General features: G+C 43.3%; 22 protein-coding genes. 10 read left to right on the top strand and 12 right to left on the bottom strand.

The features are described from left to right. The first annotated feature begins 46 nt into the window (after positions 1 to 46). On the top strand, positions 47 to 529 hold the full coding sequence (locus BM528_RS13730; RefSeq protein WP_071980296.1) for a GNAT family N-acetyltransferase: 483 nt from the start codon (positions 47 to 49) through the stop codon (positions 527 to 529). Between the two features lie 108 nt (positions 530 to 637). Next, on the top strand, positions 638 to 859 hold the full coding sequence (locus BM528_RS13725; protein ID WP_071980295.1) for a hypothetical protein: 222 nt from the start codon (positions 638 to 640) through the stop codon (positions 857 to 859). Positions 860 to 914: 55 nt separating this feature from the next. Here the strand turns inward: BM528_RS13725 and BM528_RS13720 are convergent, their stop codons facing one another. After that, positions 915 to 1,772 carry a PA4780 family RIO1-like protein kinase gene (locus BM528_RS13720; RefSeq protein ID WP_071980294.1) on the bottom strand — a complete coding sequence of 286 codons (858 nt, stop codon included), beginning with the start codon at positions 1,770 to 1,772 and terminating at the stop codon, positions 915 to 917. Positions 1,773 to 1,996: 224 nt separating this feature from the next. Continuing rightward, positions 1,997 to 2,137, bottom strand: a complete 141-nt coding sequence (locus BM528_RS18675) for a hypothetical protein (protein WP_198033565.1) — start codon at positions 2,135 to 2,137, stop codon at positions 1,997 to 1,999. 34 nt (positions 2,138 to 2,171) lie between these two features. On the opposite strand from BM528_RS18675, the gene BM528_RS13715 reads away from it, so the two are divergent. Next, positions 2,172 to 4,109, top strand: a complete 1,938-nt coding sequence (locus BM528_RS13715) for an alpha/beta hydrolase family protein (protein WP_071980293.1) — start codon at positions 2,172 to 2,174, stop codon at positions 4,107 to 4,109. 67 nt (positions 4,110 to 4,176) lie between these two features. Here BM528_RS13715 and BM528_RS13710 read toward each other — a convergent pair whose 3' ends face one another. Then, positions 4,177 to 5,082, bottom strand: coding sequence for a sensor domain-containing diguanylate cyclase (locus tag BM528_RS13710; protein ID WP_071980292.1), 906 nt, complete (start codon positions 5,080 to 5,082; stop codon positions 4,177 to 4,179). 163 nt (positions 5,083 to 5,245) lie between these two features. Then, positions 5,246 to 8,539: a response regulator gene (locus BM528_RS13705; protein ID WP_232230495.1), complete on the bottom strand. Its 3,294-nt coding sequence runs from the start codon at positions 8,537 to 8,539 to the stop codon at positions 5,246 to 5,248. 477 nt (positions 8,540 to 9,016) lie between these two features. On the opposite strand from BM528_RS13705, the gene BM528_RS13700 reads away from it, so the two are divergent. The 6 genes from BM528_RS13700 to BM528_RS13675 all read left to right on the top strand — a co-directional run bounded on the left by BM528_RS13700 (position 9,017) and on the right by BM528_RS13675 (position 14,688). Beyond that, positions 9,017 to 9,493 carry a hypothetical protein gene (locus BM528_RS13700; RefSeq protein ID WP_083595296.1) on the top strand — a complete coding sequence of 159 codons (477 nt, stop codon included), beginning with the start codon at positions 9,017 to 9,019 and terminating at the stop codon, positions 9,491 to 9,493. A 5-nt stretch (positions 9,494 to 9,498) separates the two neighbouring features. Then, positions 9,499 to 9,708, top strand: coding sequence for a helix-turn-helix transcriptional regulator (locus BM528_RS13695; RefSeq protein WP_032097230.1), 210 nt, complete (start codon positions 9,499 to 9,501; stop codon positions 9,706 to 9,708). Positions 9,709 to 9,871: 163 nt separating this feature from the next. Continuing rightward, entirely contained in the window at positions 9,872 to 10,765 is an 894-nt protein-coding gene (locus BM528_RS13690) for a S41 family peptidase (protein WP_198033564.1), read from the top strand. A 174-nt stretch (positions 10,766 to 10,939) separates the two neighbouring features. Continuing rightward, positions 10,940 to 11,896, top strand: coding sequence for a YihY/virulence factor BrkB family protein (locus BM528_RS13685; protein WP_071980290.1), 957 nt, complete (start codon positions 10,940 to 10,942; stop codon positions 11,894 to 11,896). 146 nt (positions 11,897 to 12,042) lie between these two features. Beyond that, positions 12,043 to 14,034, top strand: coding sequence for a RecQ family ATP-dependent DNA helicase (locus BM528_RS13680; RefSeq protein ID WP_071980289.1), 1,992 nt, complete (start codon positions 12,043 to 12,045; stop codon positions 14,032 to 14,034). 105 nt (positions 14,035 to 14,139) lie between these two features. Further along, complete coding sequence (locus BM528_RS13675; protein WP_071980288.1) at positions 14,140 to 14,688, top strand: YaeQ family protein; 549 nt, start codon at positions 14,140 to 14,142, stop codon at positions 14,686 to 14,688. Between the two features lie 483 nt (positions 14,689 to 15,171). On the opposite strand, the gene BM528_RS13670 is transcribed toward BM528_RS13675, so the two are convergent. From BM528_RS13670 to BM528_RS13635, 8 genes are all read right to left on the bottom strand, one after another. Continuing rightward, on the bottom strand, positions 15,172 to 15,483 hold the full coding sequence (locus BM528_RS13670; RefSeq protein ID WP_156844074.1) for an STAS/SEC14 domain-containing protein: 312 nt from the start codon (positions 15,481 to 15,483) through the stop codon (positions 15,172 to 15,174). Between the two features lie 164 nt (positions 15,484 to 15,647). Further along, a complete protein-coding gene (locus tag BM528_RS18880) occupies positions 15,648 to 16,067 on the bottom strand; it encodes a glucosaminidase domain-containing protein (protein ID WP_269529786.1) in 420 nt (139 codons plus the stop codon). Between the two features lie 549 nt (positions 16,068 to 16,616). After that, positions 16,617 to 17,780 (bottom strand): MFS transporter, encoded by a 1,164-nt coding sequence (locus BM528_RS13660; protein WP_071980286.1) that lies wholly within the window; start codon positions 17,778 to 17,780, stop codon positions 16,617 to 16,619. 215 nt (positions 17,781 to 17,995) lie between these two features. Continuing rightward, positions 17,996 to 20,119, bottom strand: coding sequence for a TonB-dependent receptor family protein (locus tag BM528_RS13655; RefSeq protein WP_020745975.1), 2,124 nt, complete (start codon positions 20,117 to 20,119; stop codon positions 17,996 to 17,998). Between the two features lie 469 nt (positions 20,120 to 20,588). Then, the gene (locus BM528_RS13650) at positions 20,589 to 21,335 is read right to left on the bottom strand and encodes a HugZ family pyridoxamine 5'-phosphate oxidase (RefSeq protein ID WP_052806652.1); all 747 of its coding nucleotides are present in this window, start codon (positions 21,333 to 21,335) and stop codon (positions 20,589 to 20,591) included. Positions 21,336 to 21,347: 12 nt separating this feature from the next. Further along, positions 21,348 to 22,118: an ATP-binding cassette domain-containing protein gene (locus tag BM528_RS13645; protein WP_044447363.1), complete on the bottom strand. Its 771-nt coding sequence runs from the start codon at positions 22,116 to 22,118 to the stop codon at positions 21,348 to 21,350. Then, a complete protein-coding gene (locus BM528_RS13640; RefSeq protein WP_083595294.1) occupies positions 22,111 to 23,217 on the bottom strand; it encodes a FecCD family ABC transporter permease in 1,107 nt (368 codons plus the stop codon). The genes BM528_RS13645 and BM528_RS13640 overlap by 8 nt, the downstream gene beginning before the upstream one ends. Before the next feature lie 10 nt (positions 23,218 to 23,227). Next, a complete protein-coding gene (locus BM528_RS13635) occupies positions 23,228 to 24,103 on the bottom strand; it encodes a heme/hemin ABC transporter substrate-binding protein (RefSeq protein ID WP_071980285.1) in 876 nt (291 codons plus the stop codon). A gap of 93 nt (positions 24,104 to 24,196) precedes the next feature. On the opposite strand from BM528_RS13635, the gene BM528_RS13630 reads away from it, so the two are divergent. Then, complete coding sequence (locus BM528_RS13630; RefSeq protein WP_071980284.1) at positions 24,197 to 26,446, top strand: TonB-dependent hemoglobin/transferrin/lactoferrin family receptor; 2,250 nt, start codon at positions 24,197 to 24,199, stop codon at positions 26,444 to 26,446. Positions 26,447 to 26,812: the final 366 nt, after the last annotated feature.

Raw genomic sequence — 26,812 nt, 5'->3', positions numbered from 1 at the left:
GCACTATCTGAAAGCAGTCGAACCTTAAAATACCTAGTAGTTGAAAATGGAAATTAGAGAAGCTTCTATTCAAGATTTTGACCTCATTTGGCCAATTTTTCATGAAGTTGCCAAAGCGGGTGAAACCTATGCGTTTCGCACAGATACCACTAAAGAAGAGGCACTTAACATTTGGGTGAAAACGCCTCTTAAAACTTTTCTGTTTGAAAATAATGGAGAGATGTTAGGAACCTACTACCTCAAAACAAACCAAGCTGGGCCGGGGCAGCATGTTTGCAACTGTGGATATATGGTAGCTGAATCAGCACGGGGAAAAGGCTTGGCGACGGCTATGTGTGAACACTCTCAAAAAGTAGCGAAAGAATTAGGCTATAAAGCAATGCAGTTTAACTTTGTAGCCTCTACCAATGAGGGCGCCGTTCGTTTATGGCAAAAACTTGGATACGACATTGTTGGCCGTTTGCCCAACGCATTCAACCACCCAACTAAAAGCTATGTTGATGCCTTGGTGATGTATAAGTGGCTTTAAATGAATAGGTCATGGGTGCGTTACTCGTTTCTATTTATTTCGAAACTCAACCCCAATAATCCACCATAAACAAACATCGAAATTCAAAAAATCTATTAAGGACAATATATGACTTCTGACACACAAGATAGTAATCAAGACGACCAGACCATAGGCAATTTCGCCGCGGTTAAAACCTCAATTGCTAATGGCGATGTTGATGAGGTTAAAGCAAGATTGGACGGTAAATCCATCAAGCCGTTAGAAAAAGGCTATCTGATAGACATTGCTAAGCTCAGTGGCAATAGTGAAATACTAAAGGTCATTGAAGCTACGCCTGAGTCTGAGTGAGTGGTTAAACGAATAGCAACTGCCAGCTTTTTTTTAAGCTGGTTGTGCATATTTTCTACTCAGCATCATCCGAAAAGTTAATACGCGCCAGGCGTTCTTTTTCTTCATCTTCGGCCGCCTGAATTTCATCAAGAATTGCATTCACGTCGGCAGATTCTTCGTCATCTTCAAATTCACCAGTGAGAACTGAGTTAGGCGTTAAATTACCTTCTTCAAACAGCGCCCACATTTCTTTGGCATAGTTAGTGTGTAATAACTCAGGGGCAAATTCACCGTAATAGCGACGCATGTTGTTTACGTCACGGGCGAACATGGCTTCCGCGCTATTGTTGGCTGCTGCATTAACGGCCTGCGGCAAGTCGATAATTACAGGTCCCTTGTCGTCAACTAACACGTTAAACTCTGAGAGGTCTCCATGAATAATACCTGCACACAGCATAAGCATGATGTTATGCATCATTTCTTTGTGCTGTTTTAAGGCTTCTTCCTTACTCATAGAAACGTGGCCTAGTTGTGGAGCTACGTCGCCATTCTCATCTGACACAAGCTCCATAAGTAGCACACCATCAACACAGCAATAGGTATCGGGTACACGCACGCCTGCTTCATTTAAACGTGATAGGGCATCAACCTCTGCGGTTTGCCAAATCTCCTCTTCTAGCTGCCGCCCATAGCTAGAGCGCTTGCCCATTGCTCGGGCTTGGCGTCCGCCGCGCACTTTTCTGCCCTCTTGATATTGTGCGGCTTTTTTAAAGCTTCGCTTCACGGCATCTTTATAAACTTTTGCGCAACGAACGTGCTCGCCACAGCGAACAATAAAAACATCGGCTTCCTTACCACTCATTAAGCGGCTTATTACCTCATCGATGAGCCCATCATCAACGAGAGGTTGTAGGCGTTTAGGTATTTTCACGCATTGCCTGCTAAATGGTGCTGTCTATTCATCATTTTTTTAAAAGTACTCTTTGAAGTTTACATTGGTGTGTCTGGTTAACCAGCGATAGCAGTATATCAGTCTTGAAAACGAACAGCAGTAATACCGAGATACTTATTCACTACGTTATTTTCGCGGTAAGCTCAAATGCTCATATAATTGCTCAAGTGTACTATTTAAAAATATCACCTAAACTAATAAATCTAAGCAAAGGACGCGCGGTAACAGCGTTTAACGTTCAAGGACCATGCTATGTCAATAAAATCTATATTTGTAACCTCTTTGTCTACACCTTCAACACCTATACCTTCTACACCCATACCCTCTATTTCTAGACATTCCATTTTTTCACCTTTGAATGTTGCTAAGGCTACCTTAATGACTACTGCTGCTTTACTAATAAGTCTCGCTAGCTTTGATGTTTGGTCTCAAGCTGGTGGCATGCAAGGTTACGACAAAAACATTAAGGCTATAGAGCCGTCCAGCGTATCGTATTCTGTAGGTTTAGCAGGAGATATGGCCCCTACCATAAGCCGTCTCATTTTGGCTGAAAGCCAGGGTGTTCGTAATTCCAAACTATCCCCAAAAGGAAAATACGTTGCGTATGTTTCGGGGCTAACGGGAAAGCTACAGCTTTGGGTTCAGCCTGCCGATGGTGGACAAGCGCGCCAATTAACGTTTGGTTCTGGGGTGAGAAATTATGCATGGGCACCTAGCGGTTCACATATTTTATATTCATCAGATAACAATGGTAACGAACAAGAATCTTATTACTTGTTAAATGTAGAGGCTTTTACTGAAAAAGAAGTGTTGCCCGCCGTTGAAGGAGGCTTCCGAGTATTTGGTGGCTTCGTCGACGAAACTACAATCTTATTTACTAGCACCGAGCGCAATAAACTAGACTTCGACTTGTATCTTACCAACCTCAAAACAGGCGAGACCACGATGATTTATGAAGGGCGAATGGGCCTGTATATTTCATCAGTTTCGCCCGATGGCAAGTGGGCCGTCATGAAGGAGTCCGTGGGAGAAGACTCTGATATTGTTTATTTGTTTGATCTTCAAAATCGCTCGCTTAAAACCATTTCAGCGCCAAAGCGTCGTGCTAATCATACAAGGGCTGGTATTGCGTGGACAAAAGATAGCAGTGGCTTTTACTTTGCTACTAACGCGCAGCAGGAGTATATCAACTTAGCCTTTTACGATATCGACAAAGGCATTAAAAAGTTAGATCAAGTCCCCCATGATGTTGAGCAGATAAGGCTATGCCGAGATGATCGATACCTCGCTTATACGCTTAACATAGAGGGGTTTAGCCAGCTTCAAGTCAAAGAGGTCGAATCAGGTACCATGTTAAAAGCAGGTGGGTTACCTGAAGGCATTTTACGTATCGATTGTGGAGTAGGGGCAACGCAACTGCTTGTAGAATCAAAATCTTCTGACGACCCGGGGTCACTCTATTTGTGGGACTTTAGCGACACAGCGGAAGTATTATTCGAGGCTGGGCTGGCTGGAGTTCCGAAAAATAGCATAGTGAAACCTAAAAGTATTCGCATCGAAGCACGTGATGGCGTAATGCTTCAGGGGTTGTTATATCTACCGGAGTCAAAACAAGAAACGCCTCCGCCTGCCTTATTTCGTGTTCACGGGGGCCCAACATCGCAGTCTCGTCCTTACTTCGATGCTATGACGCAGTATTTAGTGAACCACGGTATTGCAGTGTTTAAGCCTAATGTACGAGGTTCAACAGGGTTTGGTCATACCTATGTTACGCTTGATGATCGCGAGAAGCGGCTCGATAGCGTTCGTGACCTCGTTGATATGCATGAATATTTATCTGAGAAAGAGATCATCGACGGCAAAAATGTTGCCGTAGCCGGAGGCAGTTATGGTGGCTACGCCGTGAACGCCGTTTTGGCAAATTATCCGGGGTACTTTGCTGCAGGCGTCTCCCTGTTTGGTGTGGCAGACTGGGTTACCGCATTAGAAGTTGCCTCTCCTATGCTAAAGGCCTCCGACATTATCGAGTATGGCGATATTAAAGATCCGAAGTGGCTGGCGTTTTATCAGCAATATTCACCTATACGCCAAGCTCAAAATATCAATGTTCCTGTACTCTACTCTCATGGAGTTATGGACCCGCGAATCGATATAGCTGAAACTGAAATTATGGTAAAAGCACTGAGAAACAATGGCATAGAGGCACCGTTTATTCGTATTCCCGACGAAGGTCACGGCTGGAACAAACGAGAAAATAGAATGTTTTATGCGCTAGAGGAAGTGAAATTTCTTAAAAAAGTGCTAAACGCCCAATAGATGCCGCATTAGGTGGCACGTTAATTTATATTGTTGAAACAAGGTTCAATGTCTAAAAGTATAATGACTACTTGTACTGAACCTTGTTTCGCCCATTTTGTTTCGCTTGATAAAGCGCTTCATCTGCACGCTTCATTATGTCCTCTACTGTGTCAGGGCTTTGCTGTTTAACGTCGGTAATACCAATACTTACGGTAATTGAAAACGTATTTTCACCGTCTTTGAATACTCTATTTTGCGTGGCGTGTTTTATACGCTCTGCAATTACCAGAGTATCCTCTCTTGTAGCATTATGGATAATAGCGAGAAACTCTTCGCCACCAAATCTACCTAATATATCCACTTCTCTTAGTTCAGCTGAGGCAATGTTTGTGAACTGTATTAGCACGTCATCGCCAACAAGGTGACCATATTGATCGTTTATTTCTTTAAAGTAATCTAGGTCCATAATCATGACTGAAAAGGGTAGATTATCCCTTTGGAAACGAGCTAGCTCATCGCCTAATGAGTTTACTATTTCATTCTTATTCCAAAGCTGTGTCATGCCATCTCTTTTGGCTCGTTCCTCAAGTTTTGATTCAAGAAGCTTAGAATCGGTTACATCAACCATGTAACCCGTCCAAACTTCATGTCCCTCGAAGAGCTCGTTACTTGGTTTAGACGATAGCCTTATCCAAATGTTGCCTTTGGCTGGGTTATTGAAGCGAATGTCAGAAACAAAAAAGCTGCCTTGCTGATTAGCGTTGATATCCTCTTCATATAGCCTGTCAACATCTTCTTCGTTTACAAGATTCCAAAAGTTGTCGATGTCTTCGATAAAGCATTCAGCTTTTATTCCCAACACGTCAGAACTACCAGAGCTGATATACAAAAAGCGTCCTTTGCCCTCTGGAAATAAAACATATTTGTATAGAACAACGGGAGCAAACTCAAGAAGGTGTTCTAGTTCGCCCAAAGAGATATTGGTATGCATCGATTAAAAATACAAAGTAAAGAATTTCATAAGTTAAGCATAAACAGATGTTCACAAAATCGCCAATACATAAGGCTTTCAGCATGAAAGTTAATAAAAATACGCCGACAACAAATTCGCGATTCCAACCATATTTGTTAGAACGGCAGTTTTCCTTAGTGACTTACGAGTTTGAAGCAACTATTTGCTTTACTGCACAGTTCATTTCAAAAAGCGCACTATGCATCAAATCTAGTTGCTTAACGAACTCTTCCGATTGCTTATTTTGTTGAATGGTAAGCTCAATAGCACGAGTGAAGTCGGCCAAATTATAAGCGCCTATGTATTTAAGTGCGGTACTGTAGATATGTGCAATTCTTGAAATTGTAGTGTTATCTTTGTTTTTAATAGCTTGATGGAGTGTATCTAGCTCCGATTGCAGGTCTAAAAAGTCATTAAGTAACGTTTTGTAAAGGTGTTCGTCGGTAAGTAGTGACTGCATAGCACGTGCTTTATCAATCTGGTTAAGCCTGCCGATTGACGTTTCGTTGAAAGTTTCAACACCGAGCGCCTGAGTTTTATGGCCTGCAGTATTTACTTCTTGAACTGAAATCGCGGTAGCCAGAACGTTAAAAAGCTTTTTAGGCTCAACAGGTTTCGTTAGGTGAGCCGTCATACCCGCAGCAATACTCATATCGATGTCTTGTTGCATGGCATGTGCCGTCATAGCAATAATAGGCATGGTAAGCTGTAGTTCATTACGAATGACTTTCGTTGTCTCTAAGCCATCCATATCCGGCATTTGAATATCCATTAGCACCACATCGAACTTATTGTTGCGACGAAGTATATCAATCGCTTTTATGCCATTACTGGCCACTTCAATTTTGGCACCAGAATCTTTAAGTAATCCTAAGGCTACTTTTTGGTTCAGTGCGTTATCTTCTACTAGCAGAATGGTTTTGCCGGCAAGGTTGGGGAGTTCAGATATATCTGTATCTATCCTTTCTGTACCAGCTTGGTAGTCAAGACACAGCTCTTGAATATGATTAATTAGTTCACTGGTTCCGAAAGGCTTTTTGACAACGCTTTCAATACCAAGGCGTGAGGCTTGTTCACGCATTTGGGGCGACTCAAACGCTGAAAGCATTATTATTTTAGGAGGTTTAATAGAGAACTCTTGGTTCATTATAGCGACAACTTCAAGGCCGTCGATATCGGGCATTTTCCAATCTAAAATGAGTAAGTCGTAAGGCGTATTGTTTGCTGTAGCGGCACGTAACTTGGCTATGGCTTCTTCACCTCCAGTGGCAAGCTCGGCTTCAATTTTTGCCAATGATAACGTTTCTGATATTGCTCGTCGTGATAAGCTTACGTCATCTACAACTAGCACCTTAAGGGCCGAAAGCTGTTTGGAAGGTGACACCATTGTTACTTCTGAGTTGCGTTTTACCTTTACCGTAAAATAAAAGCTAGCGCCTTTGCCTAGTTTGCTTTCAACCCATGTTTTTCCACCCATTAATGAGGCCAACTGCTGGCATATGGCTAAGCCTAAACCGGTTCCACCATAGCGACGAGATGTGGATTCATTGCCTTGGTTGAAAGGTTGAAACAGCCTGGTTTTTTGTTCGTTGTCTAATCCAATGCCAGTATCTTTTATTTCAAATTCAAGCTCTACGTGGTCATCCCTAAGTTCACATCCAACACTTACAGATACCAGCCCATCGTCGGTAAACTTGAGCGCGTTGCTTAAGAAGTTATTTAAAATTTGCTGTATGCGCAGCGGGTCACCAATTAGATTATGAGGAACATCTCTGCCTATATGCTGAATGAGTTCAATGTTTTTTTCATTGGCCCGAGGTAAGTGGTATCGAATTGCCTGATTAACCAACGCGTCAATATTGAACGGCGTCGACTCAATATCCATTTTTCCCGCTTCAATTTTTGAAAAGTCGAGAATATCGTTTACTACGCTCAACAGTGTTTTCGATGCACCTTCTATTTGTAATAAGTTAGTCTGTTGGTCTTTGTTTTCTGCCGAGCGCTGGGAAAGTTTTGTAAGCCCGATAATTGCATTGAGTGGGGTACGTACTTCATGACTCATGCGAGCTAAAAAATCAGATTTTGCGTCGGTTGCCTTTCGCAGTTCTTTCGCTAGTTCATTCAGGGCGCTACGTTGTTGCCGAGTTCTGAGTAATAAGCTTATCACTAAAGCTAAAGACAAAATGACGCCGACTATAAAATAAAGTTGAAACGTATTGGCTTTTTGTTGACTGATATTACGCTGTTCTTTTAGCTGGTTGTCTTTTTCAAGCAGCTGTATCTTGTCCTCTTTTTCTGCTATCGCCAAGCGCACGCGATTAAGCGCAAGTAATCGAGATTGCTGTTCGTTAAAGCTTTGCTCATAGACATCTTGAAATTGCTTTGAATATTGCAGGGCCGACCGATAATCGTTTGTAGACTCAAGTAGAGAAATGAGTTTTTCAAGAAATTTAAGTAACAGCGCCTTATCATTTTTAACTTCTTCTTTTTTAAGTCCTGACTCAAGTTCGCTGATGGCAAGTTCGACTTCACCGCGGCGTAAATGAATTTCAACCAGCTGCAGCAGGCGAGGGCCCTCTGTATATTTAAAACCAACCTTACGGTCTGCTTCTGCGGCTTTATTGAGGTTTTTTAACGCCTCATTGATGTTGCCCTGTGCAATATGCAGCTCTGCCATAGAGCCGTAAACAATTCCGATGAAAGGGTAATTGGTATCAATCAGCAATTCATCCGCTAGCATCAAATTAACTTTCGCTTCCTGAAAATTGCCTAATTCTTTGTGCGCATAGCCCTGATAATAGTAAGCAATACCCTCATTTTCACTACTCTCCAATCGTTGCGCCCAGGAAAGATATTGATGGCTAAACGACAGTAACTTTTCAAAATCGTTGAGCGAGGCATACACATTACCCATTGCACTGTATACCGAAAGCACTTGGTCGCTATTCAACTGATTATAAAGCTCAAGGGAGTGATTCAAGGCATCTAGTGCTCGCCCATGCTCGCCAGAGAAATCTAGAATAAACCCTTCTAATCGAAATGACTCGGCAAGGGCTAATTTATTATTGCCAACCTTGGCGTATTCGCGAGCATCTAAAAGCTGTTGATAGGCTGATACATAATCTTGTTTTAAAATATCGCGGTAGGCTTTTAAGTTAAGAAATCGCGCGTGGTGATAGTCGCTTGGATATTCAGTGAAGTACTGAGTAAGCTGTTTAACCGTGGTTTCTACAGATGACTCGTTTTGTTTGATGTGCTCTTCAAGAGAGTTTAATAGCGCGGGTGTGGGTTGTATCTGGCCAAGGGCACTTTCTAACGTGTTATTTTGAACAAGCGTACTTCGAAGCGGCATATTTTGCATAGCCATCACTGCTTTCACCGATAAACCGGCGAAAACAACGACGATAAAAATAAACTGCTGTACTGCAACTTTCACGTCAATTAATAACTCACTACGCGATTGGCTTTACTAGCATCGTCAAACCGCTTCTTCACTTCATCTATGCACGCTCCGACAAAGCTTGAAAATTCCTTACTATTAGTGTCCATCATTCCCTTTTGTCAGTGGCTACATAGTATACTCCCGTTACTATAAGTCAGATTTGTTGCATTTACTACGGCTGACGATTTCACGCATGCTCTCCCTCAATGAGCCGTTAATTTTTACTTTAAAAAATGGTGTACATTGAATGGTTCTCTTCCATTTAAACTGGCACTTTCACCTCTACAACTTCCACTTCTACTTATTTCCATTTTATGTGTAAAAATGTCGAAAAGTAATTTATTTCAACCCTTATGTTAAAAATACTATACATTGAGTAATGAATTAATTACTCTTTGTTCATTGTAAGCACACCCTCAAGCGCACAAGGCCTTAAATCACGTCGCTGTAACAAATTTAATGGAGCTACTTATGAACATGACACTAAAAGAAAAAAGTACCTGGCTATCGCTTATTGCCACACTGGTGATTTTTGGCTCGTACACATTAAATGTAATCAGCATTGATTTAGCTAGCGTGTCAGAGCAGCAAGCTATTGATATTGCCATGGGAAATTTAAGTCAGGCTATTTTATATATCATCATTGTAGAAATTATTTTTCAGTCACTTATTGCTGTTGCAGGGTCTAAAGCTGACATAGAAGGTGATGAGCGAGACCGGTTTATCGCATTAACTGCTAATAACAGCGGCTACTGGGTATTAAGCATTGGAGTAGTCATGACATTAGGTCAATTATTGCTGCCACATGCACTTGGTGTCGAATCGTCGATAAAAGCCTACTTTCCCATCCCATTGTTTGAAGTTCATGTGCTGTTGCTTATGTTTATTTTTTCGGAAATAGTGAGATTTACACATCAAATCATACTTTATAGAAAAGACGCGGTATAACCATTATGGCGATTACGAATAAAGTGAGAGAATGTCGCTTTTTTGCTAACGAGATGACGCAACAAACACTCGCTGAGGCAGTTGGTGTTACGCGGCAAACTATTATGGCTATTGAAAAAAACAAGTATAACCCCTCGCTAGAGGTAGCTTTCAAAATTGCCAAACTCTTCGATAAGTCTGTAGAAGAAGTGTTTGCCTATTTTCCTGATGATTAGGGCACCTGGGAAATAAGCCATTTTGCCTATTGAAAAAGTAGGGCGAAGACAAACATATACACTGAATACATTACCTGGAATGCTCTTGATAACCTTACGCCATTTTCCTACTTTGTTGATATATTTCGCGTTTCTTTTTACGTCGATTTTTGCATCATTTTGTGTGACTGCTGAAGATGAACTGCTATCACAACAAGAAGTCGTCAAGGCGCTAAATAATCTTGTAGTGAGTGTAGATAAAGACTACCTGCATGAGAAACATCGGGAAAAGATGACTGAGAAGCTCACCACCTCCCTCAACCAAGGTGACTTTGACGGTCATTATCAATTTCATCGGTTTAAACGAAAGCTCGAATCTTTATTATATGCTTCAAGCCATGATGCTAATTTTGAGATTACATGGCGGTCTGGGTCAGAAAATTTGGGCAAAGCACCAGATAGAGTCTTTCCCAGTACCATTGAAACTCAATTGCTCGAATCGAATATTGGCTACTTGGGAATTGATGGCGACCTTTTTAATGAGCACGCAAAAAGCGATATAGACAGTGCTGTGGCTTACTTATCTAGCGCCACTGCGATCGTTATTGATTTAAGAAGCGCTGGCTACGTCGACTTAGATGTTGCCAAGCAATTTTTAAGTTACTTTGTACCTACGGGTAAACCCCTTGCAACCCTTACCCTAGCTCACAATAATACCTCTCTATTAGTGGCGAGTGATACTAGGTTTAAAATGGGTGAGAATGTGCCTATTTTTGTGGCTACATCGCCTTTTGTGGCGGGTTCGTGGGAGTTTGTAGCCTTTACACTTCAACAGACGAGTAAGGCGACTGTTGTGGGCACGCGTACAATGGGTTTGAGCTATCTATCGGCTACCAAACCACTTAGTGAGCACATCAACCTTGTGATGACCTACGGCGATTTACGACATCCGTTTACCCAAGAGAGCTGGAAAGGTGAGGGAGTCATACCGGATATTCCCTGTGAGGCAACCGACGCAGTGACAGCCGCTCTTGAACTAGCTGAGAAACGTTTAACCACTGAAACGATAGGTAACTGAAACGAAAGGCAAGTGAAATGCATACATCTTCATTATACTTTTGCTTTCGCTTGTTTTTTGCAGCTGTCATTAAAAGCGGTCGCTGGCTGAAATAACAAGCTGTGTGAAAATATTTTAATCCTAGTCATACCCACTGCTGTATCTATCCTATCAACAAAAAACTAACGCGAGACTATGAGTAATACACACCTCAGTGAAGCGAGCACAGCTTTTCAACTCTCACTCAACAACTGGTGGAGCATTCTCAAGCGCATATTCACTAATATTGGCGGTCATAATATTCCCCTTATTTCCGCAGGTGTTGCGTTTTATTGTTTGTTGGCAATCTTTCCCTTACTGGGGGCAACAATATCCTTATATGGTCTTATTGTATCGCCAGAAGAGTTGCAGCGTCATATGGCTTTACTCGTAGATGTGGTGCCTTCCGACAGTAGCTATATCATTGAAGAGCAGCTTAAAAAACTGACGGAAAAGTCGAGTTCTGCATTAGGGTGGGGGTTCTTTTTAACCCTATTCTTGTCGCTTTGGAGCAGTAGTAAAGGAGCAAATGCATTAATCACAGCGTGCAATATCACCTATAACGAAAGTGAGGGACGAGGCTTTTTTAATGGCTTAATAGCTCGCATAACCTGCACTATCAGTATGATAGCCACCGTAATAGTTGCCTTGGCGTGCGTTACTATTTTGCCCGAAACTATTAGTTGGGCTTCAGGAGGCTCAATTGATGACAAGCAGGCTATTTGGCTTACGTGGCCTGTTATGCTTGTGTTGTTTAATTTTTGTCTTTCTGCGTTGTATCGTTATGCGCCCCACCGGCGCTCGGCACAGTGGCGATGGGTTACACCTGGCTCAATGCTGGCAACCGTACTATGGATAGCAGGGTCTTATGCGTTCTCAATATATTTAAATGAATTCGCCAGCTATAACAAAACCTATGGCTCAGTGGGCGGTATTATTATTTTGCTTATGTGGTTGTATTTAAGTGCCTACATTATTCTTATTGGTGCTGAAGTAAACTCAAGCATAGAGCTACAAACCAGTGTGGATAGTACCGTAGGTGAGGACAAACCAATGGGGGAGCGAAACGCTGTTGTTGCCGATAATACACCTGAAGATTTGCGTAAATCGTAAAAATGTGACAACAAATCATTAGCACAAGGCGACCTCTGCTGTAGGAATTTTGGGCTGAATGTACTGCAAAGGTCAACACGCTCTAATATCTTGCGATTTCATCTTGCTGTATCATCTTTGCGACTTTACAGATGATACCAAACTCAATGACCTCAGATTATTCTACATTACTTCATCAGCTTTTCGGCTTTTCCTCGTTTAGACAAGGGCAGCAAGAGGTTGTGCAGGGATTGCTTAGTCAGCGCTCTACGCTCGCTATTTTCCCTACTGGTTCAGGCAAGTCTTTGTGTTATCAGTTCGTAGCAACCCAGCTTCCTCACCTTACTCTGGTGGTATCGCCGCTACTGGCGTTAATGAAAGATCAGCTTGAGTTTTTGCATAGCAAAGGCATTGCGGCAGCCAGTATCGACTCAACGTTAACGCCTCAGCAAAACAAGCAGGTCATGAACGATATTCGCACTGGCCAGTGTAAAATTCTTATGGTTTCAGTAGAGCGATTTAAAAATGAGCGTTTTCGGCAGTTTATTGAGTCTATTCCAGTGTCGATGTTGGTGGTGGACGAAGCCCACTGTATTTCAGAATGGGGACATAACTTTCGCCCTGATTACTTAAAACTTCCCGCGTATCAGAAAGACTTAAATATACCTTTGGTGCTTTTGTTAACAGCTACAGCGACTAAAAAAGTTAAGCAAGATATGGCAGTACGGTTTGGCATCGCTGACAACGATGTTATTCAAACAGGGTTTTATCGGCAGAATTTAAATTTAAATGTGTTGCCAGTAGTAGAAGCAGAAAAAGACAGCACCTTGTTGCAACAATTAAAACAACAGCAGGGCGCTGGCATTGTTTATGTGACGTTGCAACAAAGTGCAGAGCAGGTGGCACGTTTCTTACAACAAAACGGTGTTGCTGCCAGTGCTTATCACGCTGGCCTAGACAGTGATGTAAGGCAGAGTATTCAGCTCGATTTTATGGAAAATAGGCTGCAAGTGGTGGTGGCTACTATTGCTTTTGGTATGGGTATCGATAAATCGGATATCCGATTTGTTATACATTATGACTTGCCTAAATCTATTGAGAATTACAGTCAGGAAATTGGTCGCGGAGGCCGAGACGGAGACATTGCAAACTGCACGGTACTGGCGAATTTAGACGGTTTGGTTACCATTGAAAACTTTGTTTACGGCGATACTCCAGACCAAGTTGCAATACAAAAAGTGATTGACGATATTGCCTCACAAGACAGTGCATCTCATGATATTGGTCAAGCTCAAAAAGTAAGCCAATCGGATGATGGCCTTTATCAATGGGAAACCCAAATTAATAGTCTATCGGCGTTAAGTAACATTCGTCAGTTACCGTTAAAAACCTTGCTGGTGCAATTGGAGTTGGCCGGGGTAGTAAAGCCCTTGTTTGCTTATTTCGCAGAATTTAAGTTTCGCTTTATCACCGACAAAGACACTATTTTGAATCAATTTTCACAAGAACGAAGAGATTTTTTAGATGCAGTGTTTTCGCACACAGCAATGAAAAAAGTGTGGGGCATTGTCAATTTTGACAGCATATTTGAGCATTATGGTGCTGAACGAAGCCGAGTAGTTGCTGCGCTGGAATATTTACATGAGCACAGTCATATTGAGCTTGCGTCTCGTTTAATTACCGATGTGTATGAAGTGAACAAACAGGCACTACTGGTCGGCGATTTAGCTGAAAAACTGGCATTTTATTTTGCCGACAACGAGCAAAAAGAAATAAAACGTATTGCCGCACTGGTTCGCTTCTTTGAACTTCGCACGTGTCTTAACTTCAACTTGTCTGCCTACTTCGATGACAATAACGCGCCTAAACAATGCGGTCATTGCAGTGTATGTAGAGGAAATGTGGCAAAGCTTGAGCATTCGACGCCTGTAGCGACCCCGAATAAAAATGATGTGGCTCGAGCAGTACAAGCGTTGCAAACTCACTTAAAAGGTAAATATACCGATGACATCACGCTTAGTACTTATTGCCGTTTTCTCACCGGTATGTCGATGCCACTATTCACTCGTTTTAAAGTAAGGCAAGTAGCGGGGTTTGCTAGCTGTGAACAGTGTAGGTATGCAGATGTAAAAGCCCTAGTGGCGGTACTTATTCAGTAGTGGAGGAACTTAATCAATAGATAAAGGCGAGTGTGCCCTTTGACTGTATCATAATTACTGAATAGAAAATGTATAAGCCTCGTTTGCATTTTCCTAAGGATTAACATGGCACTTAAAGCAACGATATTTAAAGCGGACATATCGATAACGGATATGGACCGCAATTATTACAACGATCATAATTTAACTATTGCCCGCCACCCATCTGAAAACGACGAGCGTATGATGCTGCGCATTATCGCCTTCATCGTTAATGCTCACGAGCAACTGCAGTTTACTAAGGGGTTGTCAGACGATGAAGTACCAGATTTATGGCAAAAAACCTTTAGCGACGAAATAGAACTCTGGATTGAGTTAGGACAACCATCGGAGCAGCGAATCAAAAAGGGCTGTAATCAAAGTAAGCAAATGAAGATTTACGCTTATGCCGATAACAGCTTTGATGTGTGGTGGAAGAAAGAACAGAACAAACTCAATACAAAAAAGAACTTATCTGTGTATACGCTACCAAACTCCCTCTCAGCAACATTATCTGCTGCGGTAGAGCGCTCTATGCAAATTCAGGTCACCATTCAAGATGGACAAATTTGGCTCACCATTGCTGGTTCCAAGGCGAGTGAATGCCTAGAAATTGAGATAGAAAAGCACCTATAGCATTCATCTTTAAACATAGAGTGCTTTGAACGGAGTCCACTTTTATCCGTCCAAGAAACTAGCATAAAAAGCGCCAAAAATTAAAAGTTTGCCATAAAAATCAATCCTTCTTTACATGATGAATTCAAATGCTACATTGAAGTTGTGTTCAGCAGATATCGAAGGAGGTGATCATATGTCTAGTGTTTTGAAAACAGGTGAATTGGCTATGAATGGGGTACGTTTTAACTAACCCTTCTTACGTCACCATTCTGGCTGGCTGATTCGCTGGCCAAAGCACGGGGAGTCGCAGCAATGCGGCTCCTTTTTCATAAATGGGGTCAGGTCACAATTGATATTCACCTGACTCATTTCATGCCTACTTATACTTAAATTGCTTATAGCAATACACTATTGGCATCTACCCTTTAGCCACTTCACACCCGCTTCTTTATTCGAAAATATTCTAAACGGGGCTGGGCTTCTTTGTATCGCAAAAATCATTCAAAGCACTGGCCGTAAAAATGGATTTGGCATGATGTAAGCCACTCCCTGACAATATTGCTGGATTAAGTTGAAGTGTGTTTGCATCCATTGCGCCTGAAGTTTTTGATACGCAATGTTTGGAGTAGGGGCTTTTTCTGCGTCAAAAATTAGGCCTATGGGCGCCTTATCATCATAATTTCGATGTAACTCGTTAAGATAGTTTTCGAAATTTTCAGGGGTTTCACGTTGCCCTGTAAAGGTGACATAGATAAGCGGTTTGCAACTTCTATCGATGATGGCGTAGGGCTTTGCTGTCGAGTCTGTTTTCATAGTGGCGAGCATAAATTTAATTTACGATATATACGCATAGTTTTCGTTTATGGTCTTAATGTTGCGAGGCGCTTTTTCAACTAGTGCTTTGCACGATTTATCACGTTTTCATAGGGAAGCTAAGGCGAATAGGAAAGCGACGGCGAACCGCATTGGTCCGCCATCTAATCTGATGCCGTATCAAAGCGTGTTAGATCGTTGAAGGTAATCATGTCACGCAACTCTTTTCCATACTCCTCACCACGTTCAGAGTATTTGTTTAAACCGTGGGTAAGCGGTAACCCAGAAATAACAAACCCTTTTTCCCTAAGTGATTGGCGAATAGTGCGAAGCGGTTTGTAGGCATCATGACGATTTAAATTCATCATGTAGCTTTCGACCGAATCTGCTGGTGAACGAAAGTCGGCGACCTCATGGGCTTTTCCTTTATCACGAGACTGGGGAACAATGCCGCAGCCTTTGGTAAAGCACCATTGGCCAAAGAAGTTGTTCCCTTGTTTAGCAAAACGAGACGTGCCCCACGCACTTTCGTTTGCAGCCTGAGCGAGTGCTAATGAAACGGGCACCACATCCGCGCGACGCAACAATAATTGACAAGCAGACTCTTGTTGTAGATCGGCATCGTCAATCCGATACTTGGTTAAGTAACTTTCTAGCGAGGCCGCGTCACTGTTACCCTTATCGCATATTTTTTGAATTTGTCGTCTATCTGCGGCTAGTTGCTTATTAGCATCAACGATTATAGGGGTAAAATAATTGAAGAACGCGGTTTTGCGCTCTGGCCCAGCAGCGTAGGCAGTAAAATCAGGTGCTAATTCCTTGGCGAAAAAAATAAACCATACAGCTACACTAAGCAGTAGTGCGGAGCCTAAAAAAACAATATATTTAAAGTTTAGAATTGAATTCTTCCTTTTGATTAGTCAACGTTGTGATACTTAAGCTGTACCATAATTAATGGAAATATAGGTTAACCGCCTGAATACTTTATACAAGTTAAACTTAATATAGAAAATAAGCACGGTACGCTGTATAAAAATCGCGTAAAAATTTCAAACTGAGTGCACACTCGGTCTTGTGTACAACGATCTATTAATAAAGTGCACTCAGCAATGAAAAAAGGGGTTGCAACTATGTTAGCCGTAAACGCCCTTTGCTTTACTTTTCAGCTTAATACTGGCGATTAGCATATAAATGCTGGTGGCGAGGAGACAAGTAAATAAGTAACCCATCAGGCCTTGTTCATGCAGTATAAAACCATCGGCTATAATGGGTCCTGCAACTGAACCAAGACTATAACTGAAAAGCATAATCTGAGTAGCCGACACAATGTAATGGGCATCAAGGTTGTCGCAAGCAAGGTTGATGGCAACCGGATATAGGGCAAATAGGGCCATTCCAAGAAGGAATAGACCGGCGCCCAGTGCATATAAACCTGCAAAGGACAGTGTAAGAGAAATAGCAGCAACGCCCAGTAAGCAAAACAGGGCCATTAGTAGAGTTCTGGATAAATAGCGAGATAACATAGGGATCAAAGGCTGAACAGCCATTGCCCCAAGAATGACCAGCGCCATCAATCCTCCCAAGTGCTGATGAGCAATACCTCGCTGTATCAACTCTAGGGGCATTAAGCCGTAAACAGCACCTAGCGTTAACCCTGATACAATACATCCCATTATTGCAGCGTGATTGAGCTTGGTGATTTGCTTAAACGATAGTGGTGTGATTTCCGCGCTACTGGGCTGATCGCTTTTTATAAGCAGTAATACACCAACAGCAAAAAGTAGCGCAGTAAAAATGGCGACAAAAGGCATCACACCGTGAACGCCAACAAAGCCAAGGCAAAGCTGTCCTAACGAGCTGCCACCATAGAACGCTCCCATATAAAGGCCCACGCGCTTGGCGCGGTCGGCTTCATTACCATGTAATAACCAAGACTCAACAACAACGAATACACCTGCAACGGCAACGCCAGCAACGAACCGGGCAAGCAACCAAACGCTGGCGTCAGGGATTGCAGGCATTATGGCAATAGTAGTGATGAGCGTACCTAAACACCAAACAAATCCGTTTCGGTGTCCCAAGCGGGTAACCAAAGGCTCAATGGCCAACGCACCGAGAAGAAGGCCTGCATAAAAGCTACTTGCTAACCAACTGGCCAGCGACGTATCAAGGCCATAGTGCGTTAGCATAAGTGGAATGAGGCTCATTAAATAGCCTGACGCTATCGCATACATTGCCAGGGCAATCACCGGCGCTGAAATGCGTACTTTAGGCTCTGTAGACAATGTGTTTTCCAACGTTAAAGCCCCTGCAATCCGCAACTGCGTTCTAATGGCTATTAATTATTTGCGGGAATATGAGGGAATTTAACGGCGAGGTAAAACAAAAAGAAATGGTCGTAAAGAGCGATTTTATTACATGTTGAAGTGTGGAGGTGGTCTGAAAAGACGCTGGTTATAAGCGCGCACCGCAGGGCCAAGTTATCGCCCCTGCTTGCTTACAATTTTGCTATTTACATTTGAAAGCGTACGCCTGCAAATACGGTTCTTTCGAGGGCAGGTTCGATACCATCATTTCTCACGCGAGAATAATAGTTCTCGTCTAAAAGGTTATTAATGCCTCCATATACTGCCCATTGCGAATCGATACGATATTCAGCGGTCAGGTCAACAACTTCATAGGAAGGAATTAGCGCGGCTATTTCATCGATGCCTGTTCCTCTAGACGCATTCGAGTCTTGCCAAAATTGCTCGTCTACCATTGTCGCAGTAAGCGCGACATCAAGCTTTTCCGTGTTGTATATAAACCCGGCGCGTAAAAGATACTCCGGTGCAAAAGCGGTGGTATTTCCAACCAGGCTCTCGTTAAGGGAAGAGACGATTTCGGCATCAAGCAACGAGCCATTGGCAAAAATTCTAAAACTTTCGTCAGCACGACCCGCAAAAAGGTCGTAGTCGACGCTAAACTCTACGCCTTGATGGCGAGAGTCGCCAGAGTTCACTCGCTCTATGTCAGCGATATTTACCTGAATAGTTTCAATTTTGTCGTCAAAGTCGATTCTAAACGCGCTCACGTCAAGTACAAGACCATCAACAGGCATGGCGCGGTAACCAAATTCATAGTTCATTGCACTAGAAACATCGGGGCCATTTGAGCTGGCGAGTTCTGAATTGGGGTTGGCCAAATCATCAAATCGTTGAGGGCGATAAGATTCAGAAACGTTTGCATAAAGCTCACTGATTTCGTTGAGCTGATACATCATGCCAAGACCGAGTAGCAGTTCATTTTCAGTCTCGTCTACGTCGATAGGATCTCGGTTTAGACTTGGATTTTTAGTCAACTCTTCTAAGTCGTAATTAACGCGCTCATAACGTAGGGTAGGTACCACACTCAATTTATCGAATTTGAATAAATTTTCGATAAATACGGCGTTATACGTCATTTTACGGTCTTGATCGAATAGCAAGTCAGCGGCGTTCTGTTGGTTAGAGCGAATATCGCTACTGACGTGACGAGTTCTTGGGCTATCTCCCCAGTAAGAGGTTGTCCCCACAGTCAGCACATTGTTGTCGCCCCAGGCTTGCGCATAACGGGCGTCGAAGCCCCAATTATCGAATTCTTGTTGATCAATATTTGTGGTAGCAGGCTCATTCTCAGGCTCAGAAAATTGCCCAGAACGGCGACTAAAGCGGTCCATGTATGAATACCAGACATTCGCGTCAAGCGTCGCACTATCGCTAATCTTCTGCGCAAAAGTAAAATTAGCCAGTACTTGTTCTATCTCAACACGATTGAATGGGGTTAATGTTTGATTGCGGTCTTGTTCAAATTCCGTCGTACTCAAACGACCTGCTTCACCAGAGTCTGAGTTGTATACATCAAGTTCGAAACCAAGGCGAATGTCGTCAAACCCTTCATAAGCCACACTAACGTGGCCTGATGTTACATCGAAATCTTCATTATCTCGAGGGCCGTCGGCCGAACGGTGGTCTACCGATGCAAAGAAACCGAAGTCTCCAGTTGAAGTGGCAAACTCATTATAAGTGCTATATAGCCCATTGCTCCCGAGTGCTTGATCGGTTCGAAAGCCCGTATCGCGGCCTACTTCTGCGCGCTTGGTAATAAAGTTTACCGTCGGCCCTATTTGTGGACCGTAAATTAAACCCGACCCGCCGCGAACGAATTCTATGCGCTCAATACGCTGTGCTGGCGGCATGTAGTAGATGGTAGGGTATCCGAAAAGGTCTGCGGCTAGGGGAATATTGTTTTGAAAAAAGCCCACGAACTCAGACTCATGAGGGTTTCCTAAGCCGCGGTAGTTCACATTGTAAAAACTGGGGATGGCTTGATCTGAAACGAAGAGCCCCGGCAGCGTAGAAAACATCTGTCTTAAGTTTGGCTCAATGAAGTTAGGCATTTCATCAAGCTCTACCACTGAGGTCTTTTTGCCCTCAAAGATTTTGCCAGAATCAACGGCAGCCATGGTGCGTGGAAATGTTGAATCGCTATTTCCACTAATGGTGATACGCTCAATATCGTCTGGCGCTATAGCCGCCATTGCGGACGCGCTCGACAGTCCCGCTAGTGCAAATGCTATCGCTTTACCCAATTTAGATACTCTACTTACATTTCTCATAAATTTACCCTTTAATACTCTAAATACAAATGATAATGGTTCGTATATGATATATATAATTGTTTTTTTATCAACAAAAAATTCGAAGAATAAAATCTATTTAACAAAAATGCTTATGAACTAGATGATTGCCCACTCAGAGGGCGCTAGCAAGTCTCCTAGCGAAACGTGAGAATCCAGGAGTGGCTGTTCCCTTTCAAATTCCCAGGACGAAGCTACGGAACTTGCCAGACCTTCCCGAAGTGCGAGTTTGAAATGTCCTTACTCTTTGTTGTGTCACTTTGATGCAGAACCACTTTACCTGCGGTAACACGGCGCGATTACGAAATTTTAAGTCTCGCTGAGTGGGTAATTTTCTATGCGGAATGATGGTTTTAAAGAGAGAGAATATGCTGAATAGTGAAATTGTTAAAAAACGTCACACCCAATCAAAATTGGGTGTGACATGAGTGAGTCAATAGTCAAAGTATTACGCAACCGACTGAGCTCTCCCACCTCTGCGAGCTGCGTGCGTTAGCTTCACCATAGCAGGACGAACCGATTGCGGTGCTAGGCAAGGAGAGTCATATTTGATGAAATATACGTTGCCTGCAGCGTTAACATGAAAACCTTCAATGCATGCATTTAGCATTTCAATGTCGTTTTCATTGGCTTTTACGCCGTATTGATGGTCTAACATAAGAGCCAACGCATCTTTATGGTCTTCATGCATGTGGTCTATCATCCCTTGCTTATGCTCAACCCATTCGGGCGTAGCATAGTGCCAATCTTCCGGCTTAAACCAGTGTATTTCGCCAAAACCGCCAATATAACGAATGCGGGTGGGGGTAATGCGATAAAACTGAAAGTCGTGTGCATTAACATAAGCTCGGGCCTGAGGATAAAGCGTAAAGTAGCTTTCAGCCTCTTCACAGTCGCTGCCTATTACGCTGGCATCGCCAATCACGGTAACGCGGGCGTTAGCTTGGCTATCGTCTTTATTACTATCAAACACACACAAACTTACTTTAGAATCCGCTTTCATATTTCGGCTGTGCTGAGCAATGTCCGAAGCATACAAAATGAGATCGCCATTATCGGTCATCCAATATGGAGTAACAGAGCCAAAAGGATACCCTTTTAGCGAGAGGCTAACAGTAGATAGCACTCCGGTATGCTGCGTTCGCATTAAACAGCGGGCGTTAAAAATATGGTCAGGCGCTGGCTGATTGTCCATTTTTATTCCTTATTACAAATAGTGAAAGTAAGCATGATTATCGCCGTGATGCTGAACCGAGCCGGATACATTAAAACAGCGATTTAGATGAGATTCTGAGAAAACGTCTTGAGTGCGACCGGATGCAACAACATGCCCTTGATTTAATAAAAGCATAGCATCTGCAATACGTGCTGCTTGATTAATATCGTGCAACACAATAAGAACGGTACCGCCTTCCGTCATAAATTCTTTTAATAGCGAGAAGAAACGACCCTGCTGATATATATCTAATGCTGCTGTAGGCTCATCAAGCAGCAGTACTTTATTTTTAACTCCCTCATGGGATAGCACTTGCAACCAAGATCGAGCAAATTGCACGCGTTGCCACTCGCCACCAGATAGCTGAGTAATAGGGCGTTGTAAAAAAGGTTGAAGCTCTAGGCGCTGCACAATGGTGTCGGTAAATTCAATGCTTTGCTGCTTAGACTCTACCCATGCATGACGAGCTAACATGAGGTATTCCAATACTGTAAACGCAAATTGCGGACGTCGCTGCTGCGCCATTATCGCTCGAGTGGTTGCAAGTTCATCCGCGGGCCATTCATGAAGCTTTTGACCGCATAAGCTTACTGTTCCCGAAGACGGTGCTATATCACCGGACAGTACTTTAAGCAGTGTACTTTTACCTGCACCGTTGGCCCCCAGAATTGCACTTAACTGGTTAGAGTGAAAATGCACAGTTACATTGTTGAGCAAAGTTGTGTTACCTACTCTAACGCTCAAGTTATTTGTTTCAAACATGGTATTGTCCTTTGCGTTCTCTTAGCAGTAAGTACAAGAAAAAGGGCACGCCAAGGCAAGAGGTAACTATCCCCACAGGCAGTTCAGAGGGAATAATAAGGGTTCTTGCTAATGTATCGGCACTGCCAACTAGGAACGCTCCTGTTAGAGCCGATAGGGGGAGTAGCTTGCGCAAGTCAGGGCCCACAACCATGCGGCAAATATGAGGTGTTACTAATCCTACAAAACCCACAATGCCGGTAAAACACACGCAGCACGCTGTTAGCAAGGCAACGGCAAATAGGCTGTAGCTCTTTACTTTTTGAACGGGAACGCCGAGATATTTCGCCTCTTGCTCTCCACTTAGCATGAGCGTCAGTTCGGTTTTGTATCGCCACATAAGTGTTGCAGGAAGGCCCACGCCCAATGCGACCAAACCTACTTGCTGCCAATTGGCGCCTGCGTAGCTTCCCATGCTCCAAAAGGTTATTAGGCGCAAGGTTCCATCGTCAGCAACATAGGCGAGTAGCCCCATTAATGTGCCCACGAGTGCGTTTATCGCTACACCGGCCAATATGAGTAATAAAGTGTTAATACCTGAGGTGGTGCGAGCTAGCCTGAACACCAACATGCTTACTACAAGTGCGCCAGTGAATGCAGCGATAGGTAGCAACAATGGCTGCAATACTGCCGGCAATCCCATCGCACCACCAAATACCATTACTACCGCAGCAAAGAGAGCCGCGCCGGAAGACACGCCAATTAAGCCAGGATCTGCCAATGGGTTTCGACAAATACCCTGCATAACTGCACCGCTTATTGCTAACCCTGCGCCAGTAATAAGGCTCATCAATACTCTTGGCAAACGTATTTCCCACATCACCTTCATTTGTAAATTGGCGTCTGTGTTATCAGTACCCGTTATACTTTGCCATAGTGCTTCGAGAGAGAGTGACATAGCGCCCTGCGAGGCGGCCCACATGACTAGAAGAGGGGCGACAATAAGTAAACCGGCGCAAAGAGTCATAAAGCGAGTGTGATCTCGTGTAAGGAGTCTTTGAGTTTCGCTGACTCTGGCCGCGGGTGGTTGCATTGGTATGGCTGAAGTTTGTTCCGACATAAGCAACTCTCTATTTTGAGGTTTTCATATCTTTTATTAGTGCAACACCGTTAGCTAATCGTGGGCTAAGACCCATAAACACTAGCGGGTCAACCACGGTTATATTGCATCCTGTGAGTTCGGCCCACATGCGTAATGCGGGTAACTGACACAACTCTTCTACAGATTGTCCTGCCGCAGCGTGTGAGGGGATAAACAGGCGGCTGGGCTTTGCCACCAGCAATGACTCTGGTGATATGGGTTTATAGCCTTCTAAATCGGCAAATGCATTATTGGCGCCGGCAAGTTTAAACAGTGTGCTAGGCATGGTCTTGGTGCCCGCAGCGACAAGACCGCGACTGCCCACAGAAGCAAAAAAGGCGAGAGTATTTGTATTGGAATGATTGGGTTGTGAAGAGATGTCAGAACTTACTGTATTTAGCTCATTTGAAATATGCGCAATCAGTTTTTTTCCTGCTTCCTCTTGCTTAAAACGCTTTGCAAGGGTGTCGATTAAACCATACAAGCTTTCCACAGAATAATCGTGTTCTACATGAAGTACTTCTACATCGGTTGTTGAAATTTGTGATAACACATCCTCGGGCCCCATGCTGCTGTGACCCACTAAAATATCTGGCTTTTGGGCTAAAACGCCTTCCGGGCTAAGCTGACGGTAATATCCTATTTTAGGCAGGGTAGTGGCTTCAACGGGATACAAACTCGACGTGTCGACAGCAACGATCTGGGCACCAAGGTCAAGAGCAAACAGTATCTCTGTCACGCTGCCTCCTGCACTCACAATACGTTCATTTCCAAGCTTTTCTGCGTGAGTACTAAAGGTTGCAAAACCACTGGAACAGCAAAGAGAAATAAGTAACCCTTTGAAATATATTTGAAAGTTTTTCATAAAAGCCTCTAAAAATTAACCATTGCAAATGCGAATGGTTATCATTAAGATCAAGTTTCTCAGATTGTTTTAATCTTTACAAGAGGAAATCTAATGTCTATTTGTGCTGTCTCTCCCAAACGTTTAGCGCTTTGTATAGCAAGCGCATTGGTGTCTTCAGTCAGTGTTGCCGAAGCAATACCAGAGGATGCTGCGTTTGAAACCATCACCATATCTGCTACGCGAAGTGAGCGTGATATTAATGAAATTACGTCTCATGTGAGCGTTATTGATAGTGAGCAGATTGACGCACAGGTAATGACAGATATTCGTGACCTCGTGCGTTACGAGCCCGGTGTGTCTGTGGAAGGCGGCGGGCGCTTTGGGGTGGCCGGTTTTAATATTCGCGGTATTAACGGCGACAGAGTGCTTATGCTGCTTGATGGTGTGCCCATTGCCGACGAGTTTAGTTTTGGACCAGCGCTTTCAGCGCGTCGAGATTTTGTTGATATTGATATGCTTCAACAAGCAGAGATTATTCGCGGCCCCGCTTCTACATTGTATGGAAGCGATGCTATTGGTGGCGTAGTTGCTTTTATCAGTAAAGATCCTAAACATTTAGTGGCAGAGGGGGAGCGTTTTGGTGGGCGATTAAAGACTGGATACGTTAGCGCTTCTGACGAATGGTGGGTAACTGGGCAGTTGGCCGGCTACGCAGGCGATTGGCAGTGGCTTCTTTCGGGAACAGAACGCCAAGGTCATGAAATTGAGAGCTTTTATACAAAAGGCCCTGAAACGGGCAGTGAACGAGTGGCTGCAGACCCTCAGGAAAGCACCAGTACAAGTGGCCAGATAAAGTTGATTTACACGCCAAGTGAACATCACAGGCTAATGCTCATAGCAGATATGCTAAATGGAAGCACCCAAACAGATGTTCAGTCTAGCGTGGATACCTTGGTAAGGGGCGTGCTTATTACCGAGAGTTTAGGTGATGATGAAAGAGAGCGTTCGCGGATTCAATTAAACTATGAATACGATAATGAGCACACGTTGTTTGATAAATTTTTACTACGTGGTTTTATGCAAGAAACCGATACATTGCAAAATACTAAAGAAGAACGATTTGGTGCCGTTAGTCGAACCGATCCCACTCCTATCGCATTAGACCGGACACGCTCGAGCCGATTTGAGCAGCGGATTCGCGGCGGAATTCTTCAATTTGACAAATCGTTTAGCGGATGGGGAGAGCACTATTTAATTTACGGTAGTGAATTGCAATTTACTGAAAGCACCTCACTTAGAGAGGGCGCCACATTTGTAACAGAAACCGGCGTTCAGGTACCTGAGTTTACGGCGTTTCCAGCCCGCGATTTTCCAGAGTCTGAAGCCAGAGAATTATCGTTTTTTGTGCAAGATGAAATAAGGTTTTTAGACGGTAAACTAACGGTTTCACCCGGCGTCAGATATGATGAGTTTACACTAAGTCCAAGGGAGGATGCGCTGTTTGCGGCAGCGAATCCAGGAGTGGAAACGGCATCTTTTGACGACAGTGAAGTGTCTGCAAAATTGGGAACTTTGTACAAGCTTACCGACGGATTGACCATGTGGTTACAGTACGCAGAAGGGTTCAGAATACCGCCATTTGATGACATTAATGTTGGCTTTACAAACTTCGCGGGCGGTTACACCTCGCTGGCCAATCCCGACCTTGAACCTGAGCAAGTTAAAAGTTATGAAGTGGGGCTTCGTGGAGTAAATGCCGAAGTAGATTGGAGCGTCAGTTATTATCATAACGACTATGACAACTTTATCGAGTCGCTCTCAATGGTTGGATTTAATCCGTCTACTGGGTTAGTAGAATTCCAAGCGAAAAACTTGTCTGAGGTAACGATTGAAGGGATAGATGCGAGAGCGACATGGTTTTTAGGTGAGCGCTTTGATGCGCTAGAAGGGGTACGAATAAATACGGCAATCACATGGCTTACCAGTAAAAATGAGGCTACCGGAGAGGAATTAGAGCCTATTCTTCCACCGCAAGCGGTACTGGGCATTGGATATGGTATGCCAGAAGATCCATGGTCTGTAGAGTTCGTTGCGACGGCAGTAGAGCGTTTTGATAGTCAGCAGCAACCCTTAAATGAAGAAGTCCCTCGCTTTTTTGAGGCGCCCGGTTATGTCACCTTTGATTTGTTAGGACACGTGAGATTGGCTGAAGCGCTCAATGTGAACTACGGTATTTTTAATATTACAGATAAAGAAACGTGGATTGGTACAGAAGTTCGAGGACGAACAGAAAACGAAAACCTCGGAATATTAACTGCTCCGGGACGAAACTTTACTGTTAGTCTTAACTATCAATTTTAGAAATATGCGCTCTAGCTATAAAAGTTAAGCACAAAAAAATCCGATGATTTCTCAATCATCGGATTTCATGTTTAGCGTGATCAAGCTACCTAACGAGGTAGCGATCCTCCTTTCGGAGCCATATGCTAGTAGCTAGTCGTGTGCAAGAAGCTTCGACTTTTTCTCGATTTTACAATCTAAAATACGTTGTGCGTTTTTGCGGCCTACGTATGCGGCAACTGCGTATGGGTGCTTGCGTTTGAATAACTTCGTGAATGTCTTTAGCATGTTAAGCCCCCTTTGATAAATTTTCACTATTTAAATTTACATTATTACAGTTATGTGATCAAATTTTATTTTCAACAGCTGATTTAGACTAAAAATGTA

It is taken from the genome of Alteromonas sp. RW2A1, from assembly GCF_001886475.1.
In the GTDB taxonomy this organism is placed as follows: domain Bacteria; phylum Pseudomonadota; class Gammaproteobacteria; order Enterobacterales; family Alteromonadaceae; genus Alteromonas; species Alteromonas hispanica.
The sequence above is the reverse complement of the archived record's forward strand: the minus strand, read 5'-3'. Positions and strand labels throughout refer to the sequence as shown.